Origin of the sequence: Sunxiuqinia dokdonensis (assembly GCF_001270965.1) — a bacterium.
Taxonomy (GTDB): Bacteria; Bacteroidota; Bacteroidia; order Bacteroidales; family Prolixibacteraceae; genus Sunxiuqinia; species Sunxiuqinia dokdonensis.
Genome location: NZ_LGIA01000176.1, coordinates 97360 through 114070, shown reverse-complemented (window position 1 = coordinate 114070; position 16711 = coordinate 97360). Strand labels below are relative to the sequence as shown.

The window sequence follows — 16711 nt, the reverse complement described above, 5'->3', positions numbered from 1 at the left end:
ACTTTTTGACTGGTACAAAAGCAGGAACACGAAATAGGCCGACACAAAAGCGATGAACGACACGCGGGAGCCAGTAGCGATCATTGTTTCGAAAATGAAAGGCACACCGGCAAGCGCCAGGTAACGAATACGCCCCAACTGCAACCGGTTTTGAATAATCGCCAAAGCAATGATAATTAACGAAATACTCATCCTTATGCCCACATTGTTGGCATTGTCCTCAAAAATTGTCGTCCGGTAACTCACGGGGTCGTAGTTGATGCCAATCCCTAACTTGAACAGAACAGCCAGCACAACCGCCCCTGCCGCAAAACTCAACAAGGCTTTCTCCAAAATGAGGTGATCGATGGTTTCGTGATTCACCAAAATCCACAAAAGCACAATATTTTGGAAAATAGTCATATTAAAAAAGTCAACAAGTTCGGCTTTCATATTGAAGTAGCTAACCACCGTGAGCACGAGAAAGAAATACCACAAGGGACGAAGCGCTGGTTTAGCTTCTCCAGGCGTTCGAAACCGGATGATCGCGGGCAACATCAAGCCCAGGTAAATTAAGCCGGTAAGCCGCGACAAAGAGAAATACCCTCCAGTGTACAGCGGGTCCCACATTTCAAAATTGATGGTGAAAAAAAACAGAAGAACGGCAATACGTTGAATGGCTTTCATCTTCAGAATATTTATCCGAAATCAACTCGTTGATGGTTAGTACCCTACCCTTTTCCAAACCGGATTCAGAAACCGAAAGTAAGACAAAACGCTTGCTTTTATCGGCCCAAGATCAGCAGGAAAAAGTTTGTATTTTATTTCAAGCATCGAAACAAGTACCAGATACACAGTGCCAAGCAGCATGGTAAAGAACAAACCATAGTTGAAAAACATCTCAGCAGCAGCAAACGGCAAAATTGAAACCACAGCGATGAGACTGATCTGTCCGAATTGTTTCCATGGGAAAAATTCACTAATCTGCTTTTTCAAGACCTGCATCTCCCACCTCAGATTCAACAGTTTGGGCAAACTCAAACTAATCAGCGCCCCGGTCATCGCTCCCCAAACACCAAAAAAACGGATCAGAAAATAGGTTGCCGGTAAAATAATGACTCCGCTGTACAGATACGATTTCAAGGTATAGTTGGTGTTTCCTGTTGCGCGCAGAATAAGCCCCGAGCAGAGCATAAAAATAAAAATCGACAACAAATACACCCGGAATAAGGGAACGGCATCCTGGTACTTATCGGTAAAAAGCAAGGCAATAATCTTTCGCGCATAAAGCGCCACCACCAACATGACCGGCAGTGAGAACGCGCAGGTTTTGGTGACCAGTGACCGGTAAATAGAGGCCAGCTCGCTGGTTTTGTTCTGCTGATGTTTTACCGTCATCCGGACCAGATAAATCTGAGCCAGCGAATCGAAAACCTGCAAAACGCCTGGAATTCCATAAAAAGCAATCGCGTAAACGGCAAACTCTCCTGGCGACAAAAACGAAATACAAATAATTTTATCAAAGCGTTGAAACAGAATATTTAAACTTGTCGCGGTACCAAACGGAATACTGTACCTGAGTTGGTCGCGGGCAAGCCCACGGTTCAATAAGCCACCGACCAAATTTCTCAAACCAATTTCCTTCAAGGTGTAAGCGAAGGTGAAAACCAGGCAAATACCAGCCGCGATCAAAATGCCATTGAATGCTGATTGCACGCCAGGTTTAATCAACACCAAGGCAGTGATCAGCAAAAAGCGAAGCAGGACTTCCGAAGGCGGATAAATTAAACTTGTCAGCACATCTTTTTTAACCACGTAGAGCGGCTCAACCATATAAACCGGCATGAGCAGCACAATAGCTGCCAGAATGTACTTCCGATACTGCACCAATTCACCGTCGCCAATCAAATACCGGCTGATTCCCGGAATCGCCACCAAAGCTCCGGCGATGGCTGAAACAACAAGTAGGAAAAGCAGTGTCTGAAAGATTAAAGTCCTCCGGCTGTGCCCGCTTGCAGTCGGATAAAAATAATACAGGTTCGACTGCATACTGACATTGAAAATACCGGTACAGAAAAATACAACAACGTAAAACTGGGCGAAAATTCCATAGTCACTTTGACTTAAAAGCCTGGTCAGAATCAGCGGAATGCCAAAGCTCGCCACCAAGGCTGCGAGCTTACCGGCAACCATAAATACGGACTGAAATTTCCCCCGAAAGATCTGGTCTGATTCCGTGCTTTCCATGCCGTTTTGTTTGGCAAATTAATCCGGGATTAACCGGGGCGATTGGTCAATGAATGTTTTGACAATTCGGGCGGGATTGCCGGCTGCGATGGCGTTGGACGGAACATCCTTGGTCACGATAGCACCAGCTGCAACAATGGAATTATCGCCAATAGTAACGCCTTTGTTGATGCGTGAATGAGAACCGATCCATACATTTCGTCCGATCGAAACCGGTTTTGAATCGGAATAACGCCACAATCGATACGGATGATCCTCGTCCTTTTGCCGCATGATGAACCGATCTTCCGGATTAATGGAATGTTCGTTGTTGTCGGTAATAAACACGTGATCGCCAATAGCCGTGTAGTCGCCAATGGTGACGGATCTCACCGCGTGAATTGTGCTCTCCCCTCCGATTTTCGAATAATCACCAAACACAATTTTCCCGTGGTTCTGCGAAGCCAAATGACCAAACATCCAAACATGATCGCCCAAAATAACATCCTGCCTGCCGGAATTATCGGATAGCGTAACCGCGCTAAACCAACAAAACCGGTGGTGGCTTCCGTTCAAACTTATTTTTTTTCTGACGTCATTTGCCTTGATGGCATCCAAAACAGTCCATATACACTTTTTAAACCATCCCATCATGATATTTTGAATTTGAATTCGGATTGATGTTCCGTGTCAAAGTCCCAAACCAGCCGTGGGAATTGTCACCTTTATTTCCTTTTTTCCACGCTTGCCCGACAACAAAACGATGTAAGTTCCTGCTGGCAATGCAGACACATCAACCGAAAAAATCCGGTTCGCTACATTTTCAACCAACACCTCAACGCCCAGCATGTTAAAAAGGGCCATTTTTTCGTAAGCATGCTGTTCATTCTGAAAAATCGTGAGGCGTGAATGGCTAATTATAACATAAACATCAGGCGTTGTCATGCTGTCCGAATACTCAAAAAGCCCGGTCGGCGGATTGTATTCGTGCCCGCCAATATCGGGCTGGCTGCCCTTGCTATGCTGAAAAAAATCTGTCGGAACCAGCGCCAAAGGCAGTCCGTGGTCGATTGCAGGTGAATTTTCTGTCAATTTGAAATAGTCGGCTGCCAGTTCGCCGGCACCCGTTGCTCCGGTTCGGGCCAACTTCGGATCGCCGGTCACATCACCCTGCCCCCGAAGACCTTCGGGAGGAGTTTTCGACCAAAGGTTATTCGAGAAAGTCAAATTCTCCAGCGAACCCTTAATTTCCCAGGGATCTTCCGTTTCATGGAAAAAAATATTATTGAGAATTGCGCCGCTCGTGTTATGCGCCAGATCACCAACACTCGCCCCAATTTCCAGCTGTCCGTTTACCAGCGTATTGTTCGCAATCAGCACATGATCCAATCCAGATCCCGGTACCGCGGTTGACCAAAAGGCCCACAAATCGGCATTGTAAATCAGGTTATTAATAACAATGGTGTTTGCCGATCGGGGTTTATTGGCCAACTCATCGCCTAAAGTGAACGGTCGACGTTGACCCACAAGATTGTTTGGCGTGTTATAAACAATGTTACGCTGCACGACGGCATCGCGCGTATCGGACACGTAAAGATTGACAGACCAATTATCAAACACAATATTGTCTTCGATGAGCGTACCTTCTGCCTCAAAGGAGGACAAACCTTCGCCCCAATTGTTGTACACCAGATTCCCCCGCAAAATGGCATTGGTTGTAATTCCATCTGTTCGGCTCCTGGCCGCACTAAGCCCAGTGGACCAATAGCCTAAAGCCGGTGAACCGGGATTGGCCGAGTTAGAATACGCACACTGCCAAACCTCGCAGCTTTCGACAACCGAAAAATCGCCCATGGCAAGAATCCCATTTTCCCAAGCATGATGTACATTCAACTCGTGCGCTTCATTATGCTGACCAGCCAGAACAACACCTGTTCCACCCAAATGGGTGCCATTCACGTTACTGTTGCGCACCTCGAAACCGGAGAAGTACAAATAATTGCCATCTAATAAAACCATGTTCCCATAGTCTTCTTGCGGAAGTTGATCCATCCCGTCAATGATCGGAGAATCGCCCGGGTAAGCCATAATTTTTATGGGCTTTTCCTTCGTACCCGAAGTCCCCACATAAATTGTTTCAACATAAACACCGGTACGAACATAGAGCATATCGCCAGGCTGTAGTTTCGTCACTCCGTATTGAATGGTTCTGAACGGTGCCTCCAGGCTACCTGAGTTCGAATTACTACCGCTTATTGATACATAGTAGTCAGTGGCCAGACCGACCTTGACCAACAGGCAACAAACAACAAAAATCAGGAACAGCCGGGCCGTCCAACATAAATTGCCAAACCACAAAAGCTCATCTTGCTCCCCTTTTTTAAAAACAACTTCCATTTTAGGTTTTTGCTTTTGCACCAGAAAATCCAGTATTTTCTGACGGACATTCATGAATGGAATTGGCTTTTGACATGGCCAGTTTTAGCTTACCAATCAACGATGGCTGATGAGAAGGCGATGTTTTTGATCGCTGCATCCGGAACCATGACTGCTTGCTCTTCTTCACGTAACCGTATCCAAGCTGGTCATTGTAGGCCTTGTTGTCATTTAGAACGATGCCAACACCTTCAATTTTCTTTCGCCGCAAGTCATTCATAATAAACCGAAATACTTTTTTACTGCCATAATCCATGCGGGCCACAATCAGTTTCACATCGGCATAATCCATGAGCAAGTAGGTGTCGCTAACAAACGCCAGCGGCGAACTGTCGAGAACAATACAATTGTACATCATCCGAAGATTTTCAAAAAGTTTTTTTGTGCGACTGATTTCCTGAAAATCAACGGGATCGTCAACAGGCGCTCCCGACTGAATCAAGTCCAGATTTCTTTCCGGAGACTTTCTGATGATTTGTTCCAACGGGATGTTTTCGCGATACCAAGCGGTTAATCCAAGCGACTCCGTTTCGGGTGAATTAAAATAGTAAGTGGGTTTCCTCAGATCGAAATTTACCAACAGGGTGCGTCGCCCCAGCTCGGCAAAGCTCAACGCAAGGTTCAATGCGTTAAATGATTTTCCTTCGCCTTCGACGCAGGAAGTTACCAAAATGACTTTGTTCGGCACCCCTTTGCACGCAAACTCCACATTCATCCGAAGGGTACGAAAAGATTCTTTTAGAACAGGCGGATACTGACTGAATGTCGTTTTTTTGATGCGGCGCGGCTTGTGTGCAATTGTGCCCAATATTGGCCTATCTGTCACTTGCGCAATGAATTCCGGCGAGTCGATTTCATCGTTAAACATGCTTTTCAGCGACAGGAAACTAAACGGAAGGGAAATTCCCAATACCATGGCGATCAAGTAATTCAATTGCTTATTGGGCGAAACCGGGTTTGGTCCCGCCGATCTGGCCGACTCAACGATCATGTTATCAGGAATGTTGGAAGCCAGCGTAATTTTTGCTTCGGCCCGCTTTTCAAGCAGGTAATTGTAAATGGCATCGTTTAACTTATACTTTCGTTCAATCCCGCCAAGCTGCCGCTGCGTAACCGGCAAATACCTGATTTCAGCACTTACCCGGCTCATTCGTTTATTCAACTCGTCAATCGCAATATCCGTTGCGGTTTCAATGGCCCTGACATTGTCCAGAATGGTTTGCTTGATACTGCTAATCTGGAGGTTTAACTTCGGTACCGCCGGGTTCATATCCTGATTGTTTCGAACAAGTGCTGCCCGCTGCGATTGGACCGCCATTAATTCCGACAGTTGGTTATCGAGCATGTCGTCAGGGATGCCCATTGACGATGGGATCACAATATTCGCCAGATCCTCGTCAGCCGAAAGATGTTCTGTCATGTAGGCACAGTAGCGCTTCCGGGTTTCCAATTCTGCCATTTTATTTTCCAGATCCATATACTGCCCCATGATACTATTCGCCTGGTCGTTGAAATTGAGCACATTTTTGGATGACCGGAATTGCTGCAGTTTGTCTTCAGTATATTTCAACGAATCTGCTATTTGATCCAATTGCTGCTCGATATAATTGATGGTAATATCGGCGTGGTAGTTTTTACGTTCGAGGTTCTGAATGGAGTAAACATCCATAATCTCGTTCAAAACAGCCACTCCTTTTTTTACTGAAGGGCCTTTGTAAATCAACTCAACAACCGTTGCCATTTTATCAATAGCCTTATATTCAACCTGCTCTTTTATTTCCTCCGTTGCAGCCATCACATCCTTGAACTCAAAATAAAAGCTGGCTTCGCCCTGCCCGTTCAGCTGTTGATTAAAATCAGGATAAATCGTAAAACTTAGGAACTCCGTTTCAATCAACTCGCCAAAATTTGCATCCGTTTCGAATTCCCAGTTTCTCTTTTCAACGACCACCTCGCCGGTTTCAACAGCTGCAAATTGAACTTTCTTCCCTTCCACCTTTAGGTGAAATTGTGCCGGACCATCCTGTTTCAACTGAAAGCGGACATGCAGCGGCTGCACATGATTCGATGTCAAAAAAACCTGAAATGGTGCTTGGCCGTACACATCGCGGTATCCAAACCCGGTTTTCTGAAAATACCCGATGGTCAGCGACAGATTTTTGACACACTGCTCAATCACAGAATTCGATTTCAACACCCACAGCTCGTTCTGGAAATTTTGGTCGAGTCCGAACAGGCGACTGTCTAAATACTCCGTGCCATTGCCGGCGGCGCTCTGCTTTTTTGCACCGTCTTTCAGGAGCAGCGAGGAGGTAACTTTGTACTGGGGGATCATCAAAAAATTAGCAGCGACCGCTATGGCCAAGGCCAGCGCAATACAAAGTGTATAGAGCCGATAGTTCATCAAAAAATGGCCGATGAAACGTTTGAAGTCACTGTCAACCTCTTCCGAAGTGCTTTGATTGGGTATCATTTTTAAATGTATTTTGAATTGACACTCGTTTTTACTTCAATACCGAGTAGAAAAAAAGCCCGGTCGTAATTGTCGAAAGAATCACGGTGTAATTTATTTGACCGATTAGCCACAACTTTTTGGTCAATGGCTTTACATACAAAATATCGTTTGGGCAGATGTAGTAATATTCTGACTCCAGGATATCGGTAGCCGTCAAATCGAGCGGAACCAAACGATTGACACCATCCTGATTTCTGGTCAACAGGACTTCGCATCGATTGCCAAAGTCGGTCATATCGCCGGCCAGACCCAGAGCATCAAAAATCGTCAGTCGCTCCTGCGAATAGGCGTAACATCCGGGATTCTTCACTTCACCAAGCACAGACACATAGCGGTTCACCAATTTCACGGACACCGTTGGCCTGTTCAACATTTGCGTCAAAGATTCCGTGATCATTGCGCTCACTTCTGAAATGGTTTTTCCAGCTGCCGGAATAACTCCGACCACCGGAATCGAAAGATTTCCAGCAATATCAATGCGGTAGGAATTCATGGCCGCACCATAGGGTTGAATTGTGGAGGCACTCATCGATTGCTGAATGGCGGGAGTCGTAAAAACACTTACTGAAGGGTCGTCGAGGCTGCTGATTTGAATATAAAGTTCATCCTTGGGCCTCAACGTATAATCATCGCTACTTGCATCTTTAAATGATCGCACAGAATTACTGTCATTCTGCAAATACTCAACATTTCGCTGCGTTAAGCACGACGACGCACACAAGGAGAAAAGGGCTAATCCGAACAAAAATCTTTTCATAGGTTTTGCATTTATTCGACTGTTATTTTGAATTCTCTTCTTTCGTCTGTCTCTAAAAGTTGTCCGATTTTTTCATTCGAAACCAGAATTATCCCATAGAATCAGGGATAGGAAACCAAGCCGGATTGATTGGTCGCTTTTGAGCTTTTGTCGTGTTCAATCATCATCACCCTGGTGGTACCCAATTCAACGTGTACACAACAGCCAAGCTTGGCAAGTCGCAAAAGAATTCGGGTTTTTCCGCGAATGTCGACCACCTCTGCACATAAATTCTTTAACGGACCATCAATGATTCGGACGAGACTGCCTTTGTCAATCCTTTCTGACGTTACCAATATGTTATCCTGATAACTTTGGGTGAGCAGTCGCAGACAATCCATTTGCCTGTCGGTAATAATAGCCGGTTTTCCGTCAAAGCAGATGTAGCCCAAAATTCCAGGCACAAATAAGACCTCATAAAACTCCCGGTGGCTCACCCTGACGAAAACGTAGCCTGAAATCAACAATTCCTCGACGAGCCGCGATTGCTTTCCCCAGTGTTTTCGAACCGAGATCAACGGCAAATAACACGCAATGCCTTTTTCTTTAAGTTCGCGGTATGCCTTTTTTTCCATCTTCGCGCGTGTGTAAACTGCGTGCCAGTGATAATTAGTTGACGATATCATTACCCCATTGGCCATAATTTCTGGATATTACAATGCTGTTGGAAAGTAGAAAACCGCTTTTCCGGGAATAATAAAAATGGATTGTCAACAGAGAAATCAGCAACTGCAGGTTGTCGTCCCATGATCTTTTCGACTTCTGAAAAAAGACAAAGGCTATTTACGCTGAAGTCATTCCAAAAAAAGTGAGCATTTCAATCGGGTCTTCCAATCTTAATCTGGAATAATTTTTTAACAGAAAAGTTCGTTCGATTACGGAGTCGGTATGGCTACGCCACATGCCGTATAAGCACTATGGTTTGTTTTGATTTTTCACACAATTAAAACCATTCGTTGAGAGCACGTCATCAGTTTCATCATCAAAAATTGTGTGAGCCGAAACACCAGATCCTCGAATCATCGTCTTGATGACCTCACGAAAACAGCAGGACACGCCCCGTCTGGTTTGTTCGCGTAAAATCAAAAAGCAATTTCAGCCCGTTTCAATTTTCATTTAGCACATGGACAAAACACGGATAAATTTCGGCAACGAACCGATACAAATCAATGAGTAAAACGCGCAAGTTTAATCGCGGACACGGTAGGAAATCTACCCATTGACTTATTCCTGAAAATTCCCTACATTTTATGCAATCGCAAATGCAAGATTCTGACTTCTGCTGATTTTTCCATTAACCGCTTGCTTTTTTATCCTGTATTCCTGATAAACAAAAATGCCGCTTGAAACCCCAACTTGCTGAATGGTCTTCGTACGGCAGATAACAACCGGGAATCTGCACCCAGCATCGGATTGAGGTCGTCATTTAAAGCGAAATTTCCAGTGTGTCTCGTCAGAATTGTTTCTCTCGCATGCATAAAAAGGCCAGCCTCCGAGGAAGACGAAATCATTGAAAATGAATTGCTCATCGAAGAAAATACAGCAATGAGCCGAATCCGTTCATGTTCCATTCGGATAAGGCTTTGCGCTATGTCAATTGGTTGTTTGCCTCAAAACCGGGGAAGCCTGGCGATTATTCCCACTCAATGGTTGCGGGCGGTTTAGAGCTAATGTCATACACTACGCGGTTGATTCCACGCACTTTGTTGATAATTTCGTTCGATATTTTAGCCAAAAACTCGTAAGGCAAATGTACCCAGTCGGCGGTCATTCCATCAGTTGACATGACCGCACGCAAGGCCACCACATTCTCGTAGGTCCGCTCATCGCCCATCACGCCAACCGACTGAACGGGCAGCAGCATCACGCCAGCCTGCCAAACATCGTCATACAAGTTCCACTCGCGCAGGCCATTAATAAAGATAGCATCGGCCTCCTGCAAAATGCGGACTTTTTCCGGCGTCACATCGCTCAAAATACGAATGCCCAATCCCGGTCCCGGGAAAGGATGACGGCCTAGCAATTCTTTTTTGATGTTCAAGGCTTTTCCAACCCTCCGAACTTCGTCTTTGAAAAGCAGGTTGAGCGGCTCTACCACTTTCAGGTTCATTTTCTCGGGCAAGCCACCCACATTGTGGTGCGACTTGATGGTAGCCGACGGGCCATTCACCGAAACCGATTCAATCACATCAGGATAAATTGTTCCCTGCGCCAGCCATTTCACATCTTTTATCTTGTGTGCTTCGGCATCGAATACTTCAATGAAGTCACGGCCAATAATCTTGCGCTTGCCTTCCGGGTCAGTCACCCCTTTCAGATCGTCCCAAAACTTTTGTTTGGCATCTACGCCAATCACATTCAGCCCCATGTCTTTATAAGAATCAAGCACCGATTCGAACTCATTTTTGCGAAGCAAGCCATTATCAACAAAAATACAGGTCAGGTTTTTACCAATGGCCTGGTACAGCAACACGCCGGCAACCGACGAATCCACACCGCCCGATAGCCCGAGCACCACCTTGTCGTTCCCCAACTTTTCCTTCAGCTCGGCCACCGTGGTTTCGATAAACGAAGTAGGCGTCCAGTCTTGTTTGCAACCACAAATGTCGACCGCAAAGTTTTGCAACAGTTGCTTGCCTTCGGTGGTATGGTAAACCTCGGGGTGAAACTGGATGGCGTAGGTGGTTTCGCCTTCAATCTTATAGGCGGCGTTCTTCACGTCAGCGGTTGACGCGATAATTTTATAGTTTTCGGGCAGGCGCTCAATCGTGTCGCCATGCGACATCCACACCTGCGTGCCCAAAGTCATTTTTTGAAACAGTTCACATTCCTGATCGATAAATCCCAGGTTGGCCCGGCCATATTCGCGCGAGTCGGATGGCAGCACTTCGCCTCCAAAATAGTGCGCCATGTATTGCGCACCGTAGCACACGCCCAGCAATGGCAGTTTTCCTTTTATTTTTGAAAGATCAGGCTTGGGCGCATTTTCATCGCGCACCGAGAACGGACTTCCGCTTAGGATCACGCCCTTCACGCTTTCATCAATTTCAGGATAATGATTGTAAGGATAAATCTCACAGTAGATATTCAATTCACGTACGCGGCGGCCAATCAACTGGGTGTACTGCGAACCAAAGTCGAGGATCAAAATTTTCTCTTGCATGAATCTGTTTTTAGGATGGGGCAAAGATAAACAAATCCTGCAAAGAGGCTTAAAAAGTTATTCAACAGGAACAGTCATTTAACAAATATCGGTGTAAAACGAATAGACTATGCGCACCATCGCTGCACTCTTTTATTGTTTCACCAATTTTTGATTCAGCACCACCTCACCATCCTGCATGATCCGGAGAAAATAAACGCCAGCCGGAAGTATTCTAATTTTGGCATCGGAAATGATCACCTGTCCACTTTCAGGCTCCAAGGTATTTTCAGCCACTTTTGCGCCTTGCATGGTGTAGATCATCCAACTGAGATTCCCCCGCAGATTCGCACTCAACTCCAAATGCAGTTCATTCCGAAAGGGATTGGGGAAAACTTGAACATCCTGGTTTTGCGCCAGTTCGGGGGAGCCAACGTACAAACCTTCAATGTTTGTGTCGAGCCAGTTGAGACGATTGTTAATCCAGCTTTTCAGCCAGCTCACTTCTGCCGAATAGCTATTGCCGACGTAGGCGTTGGGCCAAACCCAGGTGCTAAGTACCGGCCATTTCTGAAAATTGCGCCCTTGAGCATCGGCCAGCAAATTGGTCAGACTATCGACCACGGTGGTGATTCGCTGGTCAGATAACTGGTTTTCGCGCAAACTGCTCCAGCGGTCTTTCAGCTTTCTCCGAAAAGTATTGTCTTCGAACAAAATCGGCCACCAAAACGGATTCTGCCAGTCGTCGTTTCCCAAATTGGCTTCAAACTGAAAACCCGAAGTCGATTCGCCGTTATAATAATTGGCATTGCCAAAAGCCAGGTTAAAATCCCAGATTGGGCCTAACTTCAGCTTGCCATTTTTGTCTTTGTGCAAAAAAGTGCTTAACCGATAGCCGTCAATATTTTTCGACAGCTCATTCATGATCATGTAATCGATAAAACTATCCTCATCGGCCAATTGCCGAAAGCCGTTCGTTCCGTCAAAGTTATTGTCGTTCAAGGCCTTTTCAACCATATCGACGTAATCTTGAATGTAGTTCTTTTGCGCGGGCTGAATCTCATCAAACTTCGGCACTTCGTATTGAAAAAAAGTGCGCCTGTTGGCCTTGCTCAGGTAGTCGGAATACCAACCGCTGCCACCGCTTCCGGTGGTTTTGTCTATTTTAATGATGTAGCCACCCGTCAGATCTTCGCCCGACAACTCATCGGGATTTAACTTGGCCAAATCCAGCCGAAAGTCATCGCGCTTAATTTTTTCCATCAGCACGTACACGCCTTGGTATTGGTCATTCAAAAACAACTCGACAAAACGACACCGGGGCGAATAATGCCCAAGCGCGGCATCGAGCGTAAAAATAAGTACGTTGCGAATGAGCGTTTTATCAGAGTACGGACCATACAGAATCCAGTCTTCTTCCTCCGGCATACCCAGCAAGGAGGCGTCAATATCCTCGCCGAGCTCATTTTTCAATTCCAAGCCGTATGATTTTTTTGGAAAACCTTGAGAGGAAGATCCGCGAAGTTCAATGCCAATTTTTCCATTGTAATCATTAAAGGCATCGGTTGACGCATTGGTTTTCCCGGCTCCATTCCAGATGATGCCCATCTCTGCAGCAATCTTGGGGTCATCCTTGATTTGATATCCATCGGTATCAATCAAAATAAGTGGCAGGTTTGAAGACCCAAACGAACTTACAGTTTGGCCATAAGCAGCAAAACACGAAATAAAAAAGAGCAGCAGAATAGGTAAATAGTTCCTCATGGAAATCAGTTTAGCTTTAGGTTATGCCAATCGAAACATCAACGGAGCTCCATATGGCATTTTGGAAGTAAAGATAGTATCCTCAGGCAGAATATCATTCAAATCAGGAAAAAACCAAACGCTTATTTTACACCACCTGCACCCGCCTGTTCAGTTTCCGAAGAATAAATGGGTACAGAATAACGGCAGACAAAATGACCGCCGTACCGATATAAAATCCGGCAGACATATATTCCGAATCCTTGAAAATAAAGTAGGCCATCACAATGCCATAAACCGGTTCCATGTTGATGGTGAGCACCACCGAATAGGCCGATAGCACTTTCATCACATCAATGGAAACCATATAAGCGTAGGCGGTACAAACGATGCCCAGAATAAGCAGCCATAACCAGTCCATGGGGACCGGAGCCACAAAGCCTGACGAAAACCGCCCACTCAGCAACAAAAAGAGTGTAATGCCAGCAAAGCCGGCACCCATCTCGTAAAAACTGATGGCCACCGGGTTGAACTTGGTGATGAACGTTTTATTGAGCACGGTAAATAAACCCGCCAGAAAAGCCGAAGTCAGCGCCGTAATAATGCCCCATTTGTAGCGAAATTCAAATTGAAAAATGAGGTAAAGGCCCAAAATAATAATCAGCCCAATCACCACTTCAACCCAAATAATTCGTCGTTTCACAATGATGGGTTCGAGGATGCTGGTGAATAAGGTTGTGGATGCCAGGCAGCCCAAAGTGACCGACACATTGGAGATTTTGACGGCATGAAAGAAGGTGATCCAGTGGAAAGCCACCACCAGGCCGACGCCCAGCATTTGCCAAATGGCACGCGGCGGATAGGCAATGGATCGTTTGCGGTACTTGAGAAACAAGCCCAAAGCCCCAAAAGCAATGAGCATGCGGTACCAAACCATTTCGGCAGCTGGCAAGGTAATCAGTTTCCCCAGAATGGCCGTGAAACCATAAATAAAAACAACGAAATGTAGCTTGATGTGATTTTTAAGCAGTTCGCTCATACAGGTCAAAGTCAGTATTAGTTGAGGCGTGCAATTTACAAAAGCCATTGAAATTAAAGCTTGTATTCCGTCAATAAAATCATAATTGAAAGAGCCTTGCGGAATGCAATCCACAAGGCTCTTTCATCTGAAATTATTCAACTACTGGCTATTTCAGTCCCCTTTTCTGCAACAAATATTCGGGCGAAGGATCTTGTCCCCTGAAGGCGCGGTAAATCACCATGCCTTCGTCGGAGCCCGATTTGGCCAACAAAGTGCGGAATTTGGCTGCCAATTCAGGATTGAACAAATCGCCTGACTCTTTAAACGCTGCAAACGCATCGGTGTCCAGCACGCCGGCCCAAATGTACACATAGTAGCCAGCCGAATAACCACCAGCAAAAATGTGCGAGAAATAGGTGCTGCGGTAGCGCGGAATAATCTCTTCGATCAAGCCAATGCGGTCGAGCGCCGTTTTTTCAAATGCGCGAACATCGCCGGCAAACTCCTGCGTGTGCCAATCCATGTCGAGCAGCGCGGCCGCCAGGTATTCAACCGTCGCAAAGCCCTGATTGAAATGACCGCTGTTCACAATTTTCTGAACCAGCTCATCCGGAATGACCTCGCCGGTTTCGTAATGCTTGGCATATACTTTTAACACTTCGGGTTCGGCAGCCCAGTTTTCCATGATTTGTGAAGGCAGCTCCACAAAGTCGCGAGGCACATTGCCTGCCGTGCGCTGGTAGGGCCCGTCGGTAAACAATCCGTGCAGGGCGTGGCCGAACTCGTGGAAGAAGGTGGTCACCTCATCAAAGTTGAGCAGCGCGGGCGTGTCGCCGGTTGGGCGGGTAAAGTTACACACAATCGAAGTGATCGGGTACTGAACTTTCTCTCCGTCTTTGTAGGCCTGGTCGCGGTAGCCGGTATTCCATGCCCCTACCCTTTTCCCGTCTCTCGGGTGAAAATCCATGTATAAAACACCCACGTGCGTTCCATCGGCTTCCTTCACTTCCCAGGCTTCCGCTTCGGGATGATACACCGGAATGTCTTCGCGGCGCTCAAACTGGATGCCATACAACTGGTTGGACACATAAAAAATACCGTCGCGCACATTTTCCAGGCTGAAGTAAGGTTTCAGTTCCTCTTCATCCAAATCATATTTCTCTTTGCGAAGTTTTTCGGCATAGTACCACCAATCCCATGAGGCCAGCTGAAAATTGCCACCCTCGCGATCAACGATGGCCTGCATTTCGGCACGTTCCTCTTTGGCGACTTCCAATGCAGGTTTCCAAAGTTTATACAGAAAATCGTACACATTTTCCGGTGTTTTGGCCATGTTGTTATCGGTAATGTAAACGGCATGGTTATCAAAACCCAGCAATTCGGCTTTCTCCTGCCGCAGCTCCACCAATTGGGCCAACACCTCTTTGTTGTCAAACTCGTTGTCATTGTCGCCGCGCATAAAGTAGCCGCGGTAAATTTTCTCGCGCAGGTCGCGGTTGTCGGCGTATTGCAGAAATGGAATCAAGCTGGGCTTTTGCAGGGTAAAAACCCATTGGCCAGCCATTCCGGCTTTGTCGGCTTCTTCGGCGGCAGCAGAAATTACACCCTCAGGCAAGCCACTCAAATCGGCCTCGTTGTCAACCACCAACTGAAAGTTCTTGTTGGTTTCGGCCAACAGGTTTTCGCCAAATTGCAAACGCAGGTTCGACAATTCCTGGTTCAGCGCACGCAATTTCGCCTGGTCTTCGTCTGACAAATTTGCACCACTGCGTTCAAAATCTTTGTAGTATTTCTCCAGCACCCGCATCTGCTCGGCATCGAGGTCCAGGTTTTCGCGCTGGTCGTACACTGCTTTCACCCGCTGAAACAAAGCTTTGTTCAGCATGATGTTGTCGCTATGCTCGGTTACTTTGGGTGAAATCTCGCGGGCCAAAGCCTGCATGTCTTCGTTGGTGTTGGCCGAGTTCAGGTTAAAGAAAACGGTGGTTACCCGCTCCAGCAAGTCGCCCGCTTCATCAAAAGCGAGGATGGTGTTCTCGAAAGTTGGCGCTTCCGAATTACTTGTAATCGCCTCAATTTCTTGTTGATGTTGTTTAATTCCTTCTTCGACAGCAGGCAAATAGTGTGCTATTTCGATCTGCTCAAAAGGAGGTACCTCGAAAGGCGTGTCGTATGGTTTCAGAAATGGATTGTCCATGGCAGTTTTCGTTTCGGTGGATGAATTACAGGAAACAAAAATAGCCAGAATAAGCAATAAAACAGGATTAATTTTCTTCATGTTCTTCCGGGTTAATTTTGAAAAATTTTGCCCGAAAAATAGAAAAAAAATGACGTTTCAATGCTGATAATCGTTAGGATTTGGCTCGAAAACGGCTTGTTTTTGGTCGCTAATTTGGGGGCAAAAAGTTCGTTCGTCGGAGTTTCAGCATGTTTTTGCCCCCAAAATGATCAGTTCATATCTTTTTTCACATTTTTCTTTTTTGTCAGCATCCGATCATTTAATTTAATCAAGGAAAATCAACCCTTTAAAACCTGTATGAAAAAAGCGCCTTTCAAAGACCGTTGCATCCTGGTCAAGACTCATTCTTATCGTCAACTGAAGAACACATTTTGCGAACAAATGCATTTGTGTGATTTTGATCGACGAAACCGGCCAGCAAATCTCCAATTTGGTATGAGCGGAAATGAAAAACAGGAGAATTCTGATCAAATCGGGGTTGAAATGAAAAGTTGTTGGCAGAACACAAAAATTCACCGTAGGATTGAAAAGTTTTCGGTAGAAATTGAAAAATTATCGGTAGAATTTAAAAATTGATGGTAGAATCGAAAAAAATCCTGAAAGGACTCAAAAGT

12 protein-coding genes are annotated in these 16711 nt (G+C 45.8%); 1 reads left to right on the top strand and 11 read right to left on the bottom strand.

Annotation, left to right across the window (positions count from 1 at the left end):
* The 11 genes from NC99_RS15560 to NC99_RS15505 all read right to left on the bottom strand — a co-directional run.
* The coding region (locus tag NC99_RS15560) for a hypothetical protein (protein ID WP_157624960.1) at positions 1–666 on the bottom strand (666 nt) is incomplete at its 3' end.
* 36 nt (positions 667–702) lie between these two features.
* Positions 703–2226, bottom strand: coding sequence for a lipopolysaccharide biosynthesis protein (locus tag NC99_RS15555; protein WP_053185625.1), 1524 nt, complete (start codon positions 2224–2226; stop codon positions 703–705).
* An 18-nt stretch (positions 2227–2244) separates the two neighbouring features.
* On the bottom strand, positions 2245–2859 hold the full coding sequence (locus NC99_RS22585) for an acyltransferase (protein WP_082326517.1): 615 nt from the start codon (positions 2857–2859) through the stop codon (positions 2245–2247).
* 36 nt (positions 2860–2895) lie between these two features.
* On the bottom strand, positions 2896–4602 hold the full coding sequence (locus tag NC99_RS15545) for a right-handed parallel beta-helix repeat-containing protein (RefSeq protein ID WP_053185620.1): 1707 nt from the start codon (positions 4600–4602) through the stop codon (positions 2896–2898).
* Position 4603: 1 nt separating this feature from the next.
* Complete coding sequence (locus NC99_RS15540) at positions 4604–7114, bottom strand: GumC family protein (protein ID WP_053185617.1); 2511 nt, start codon at positions 7112–7114, stop codon at positions 4604–4606.
* 31 nt (positions 7115–7145) lie between these two features.
* Complete coding sequence (locus NC99_RS15535) at positions 7146–7913, bottom strand: polysaccharide biosynthesis/export family protein (protein WP_082326515.1); 768 nt, start codon at positions 7911–7913, stop codon at positions 7146–7148.
* Between the two features lie 101 nt (positions 7914–8014).
* Positions 8015–8578, bottom strand: a complete 564-nt coding sequence (locus NC99_RS15530) for a UpxY family transcription antiterminator (RefSeq protein WP_262509315.1) — start codon at positions 8576–8578, stop codon at positions 8015–8017.
* Between the two features lie 1007 nt (positions 8579–9585).
* Positions 9586–11115 (bottom strand): glutamine-hydrolyzing GMP synthase, encoded by a 1530-nt coding sequence (gene guaA / locus NC99_RS15520; RefSeq protein WP_053185604.1) that lies wholly within the window; start codon positions 11113–11115, stop codon positions 9586–9588.
* A gap of 132 nt (positions 11116–11247) precedes the next feature.
* On the bottom strand, positions 11248–12858 hold the full coding sequence (locus NC99_RS15515; protein WP_053185601.1) for a CotH kinase family protein: 1611 nt from the start codon (positions 12856–12858) through the stop codon (positions 11248–11250).
* 127 nt (positions 12859–12985) lie between these two features.
* On the bottom strand, positions 12986–13876 hold the full coding sequence (locus NC99_RS15510) for a DMT family transporter (protein WP_053185598.1): 891 nt from the start codon (positions 13874–13876) through the stop codon (positions 12986–12988).
* A gap of 148 nt (positions 13877–14024) precedes the next feature.
* Positions 14025–16136: a M3 family metallopeptidase gene (locus tag NC99_RS15505; RefSeq protein ID WP_053185595.1), complete on the bottom strand. Its 2112-nt coding sequence runs from the start codon at positions 16134–16136 to the stop codon at positions 14025–14027.
* Positions 16137–16394: 258 nt separating this feature from the next.
* On the opposite strand from NC99_RS15505, the gene NC99_RS21955 reads away from it, so the two are divergent.
* Complete coding sequence (locus tag NC99_RS21955; RefSeq protein ID WP_157624959.1) at positions 16395–16673, top strand: hypothetical protein; 279 nt, start codon at positions 16395–16397, stop codon at positions 16671–16673.
* The last annotated feature ends 38 nt before the right edge of the window (positions 16674–16711 follow it).

Excerpts from the sequence above, each read along its gene's own strand:
- NC99_RS15555 (WP_053185625.1), bottom strand. The coding sequence starts at position 2,226 with ATGGAAAGCACGGAATCAGACCAGATCTTTCGGGGGAAATTTCAGTCC.
- NC99_RS22585 (WP_082326517.1), bottom strand. The coding sequence starts at position 2,859 with ATGATGGGATGGTTTAAAAAGTGTATATGGACTGTTTTGGATGCCATC.
- NC99_RS15545 (WP_053185620.1), bottom strand. The coding sequence starts at position 4,602 with ATGGAAGTTGTTTTTAAAAAAGGGGAGCAAGATGAGCTTTTGTGGTTT.
- NC99_RS15540 (WP_053185617.1), bottom strand. The coding sequence starts at position 7,114 with ATGATACCCAATCAAAGCACTTCGGAAGAGGTTGACAGTGACTTCAAA.
- NC99_RS15535 (WP_082326515.1), bottom strand. The coding sequence starts at position 7,913 with ATGAAAAGATTTTTGTTCGGATTAGCCCTTTTCTCCTTGTGTGCGTCG.
- NC99_RS15530 (WP_262509315.1), bottom strand. The coding sequence starts at position 8,578 with ATGATATCGTCAACTAATTATCACTGGCACGCAGTTTACACACGCGCG.
- guaA (WP_053185604.1), bottom strand. The coding sequence starts at position 11,115 with ATGCAAGAGAAAATTTTGATCCTCGACTTTGGTTCGCAGTACACCCAG.
- NC99_RS15515 (WP_053185601.1), bottom strand. The coding sequence starts at position 12,858 with ATGAGGAACTATTTACCTATTCTGCTGCTCTTTTTTATTTCGTGTTTT.
- NC99_RS15510 (WP_053185598.1), bottom strand. The coding sequence starts at position 13,876 with ATGAGCGAACTGCTTAAAAATCACATCAAGCTACATTTCGTTGTTTTT.
- NC99_RS15505 (WP_053185595.1), bottom strand. The coding sequence starts at position 16,136 with ATGAAGAAAATTAATCCTGTTTTATTGCTTATTCTGGCTATTTTTGTT.
- NC99_RS21955 (WP_157624959.1), top strand. The coding sequence starts at position 16,395 with ATGAAAAAAGCGCCTTTCAAAGACCGTTGCATCCTGGTCAAGACTCAT.